Origin of the sequence: Psychrobacter sp. FME13, from assembly GCF_014861395.1 — a bacterium.
In the GTDB taxonomy this organism is placed as follows: domain Bacteria; phylum Pseudomonadota; class Gammaproteobacteria; order Pseudomonadales; family Moraxellaceae; genus Psychrobacter.
Window position 1 is genome coordinate 1 of the sequence record NZ_RRYV01000277.1, and the last position, 1,678, is coordinate 1,678.

General features: G+C 38.9%; 1 protein-coding gene and 1 pseudogene. One reads left to right on the forward strand and one right to left on the reverse strand.

The window, feature by feature from the left end:
* Positions 1–151: pseudogene (locus EI164_RS17245) on the forward strand (IS30 family transposase); the annotation flags it as partial.
* An 85-nt stretch (positions 152–236) separates the two neighbouring features.
* Here EI164_RS17245 and EI164_RS15950 read toward each other — a convergent pair.
* Positions 237–1,004 (reverse strand): hypothetical protein, encoded by a 768-nt coding sequence (locus tag EI164_RS15950; RefSeq protein ID WP_192520963.1) that lies wholly within the window; start codon positions 1,002–1,004, stop codon positions 237–239.
* Positions 1,005–1,678: the final 674 nt, after the last annotated feature.

Consider the following 1,678-nt stretch of genomic DNA (forward strand, 5'->3'; position numbering starts at 1 on the left):
CGGCCTTATCAGAGAGTACTTGCCTAAGGGTTGTGACTTTAGACAAGTCTCTGATGATGAGATGCAGGACATTGAGAACAAATTAAACAACAGACCAAGAAAACGATTAGGGTTTAAGACGCCTATGCAGGCGTTCTATAATATTAATTAGCGTTGCACTTGGTGTGTTAATCTAAGCTCTCTAAAAAACAACAGAAGTGGATTAAAGAAGAACGAGGTCAAGGAGCGTTAACTGACTATAAACCTTGTATGGCTTGACCATTGATATTTCCTTTCTCCAATAATATCGTATCATTGAATAAGCCAACATCTTCAGACTCAGACGATGTTGTTTCCGTTATTTCTTTGATTGTTACGCCGTTATCCACGCCAGTATAACGAGTGTATAACGTATCAGTGCTTATTCCGTCGTCTTGAACAACGTAAAACTTGTGTTCAAATACGCAAGTCTCAAACGTGCCTGCTGGAACCGTAATGGTTTCTCTACCAACATATTTTAATGAAGTATCCGCGTCATAAGACTTCATTTCGCCATCTGTTGTTTCAACCATAGTGACTGTTGCATAATGCTTCGTCTCACCTTCTTCTAAGTTATAATGTTGCTTTAAGCCGCTCGGTTGGTAATCAACTTCCATTCCAGCATCACTGTCAGTTTGCCCTAGAGTGATCACTGATTGATCAACTTCGTCGTGTTTTACATACACAGTAGATTGACCTTCTCTTTTAGCTAATACCTCGCTAAAGCCTTTATATTCCGGAACTGACTCTACAACTTCATGAACATCGTTAAGTCCAAAATCTATAGCAGCATCTGAAGCATATTCTAGATCAATCGTCGTGCCTGGGGTTTGCAGCGTTGGATTAAGGCAAGCTAAAGAGGTCGTATTAGATGGTTCAGTTGGTGTGACTTCGCCATCAGTTGGTGGTGCTGAATACGATGTACTATCCTCTCCACAACCAACCAATACAAAAGCTATCGCTAATCCGATGAAAGATAATCTCAAGGTGAGTTCCTTTTTATTTAATCTATTTTAGGGGGTAAGATACACTCCATATCTAGTTACCTCAGTACGAAACTTTACTACTCCAAAATGTAACTGTAAGGTATAGATGGTGCCGTTCAGTATGATACTTTATTACTCGCTGGCAGAAGTTGTGATTGAGTAATCATTTACTCAGCGTCAAAAGTGGTGAACTGATAGCAGAACGCCATTCTACTGACCCAAATATTACTCCCACTATTATTTGATATAGCAAATAATAGTGGGTTTTTTTGTGCCTCTCCAAAAGTCATCGAAATGAATTTAACGCGCATAAGCGACTCGATAAAGCTACGTATTAGCGTTGCTAACCATGGAGATCTGCCCCATGGCTATTTACATTTTGCGGCTTTTTAGTGAGCGCATTTCTCTAGTTGACAATGCATTCCGGCAGACAGAATGCTGGCTCTTGGATTTGTTAACTAACTCATAATCCTGTCCATCGAATAAACAAACATAACAAGCTGCTAACCTGTACTTAAAAATATACAAAAAAGCAATATTCACAGATTCTCCAAGATTCCTGAATTTCATCTTGAAATCTAATATAAATCCTATACTAGGGGCTGTATAGAATTGGGAAATAGTTGAAAAAAATAAGCAACGCCTTACACTCTTGTTTACCACAACAAAGAGAA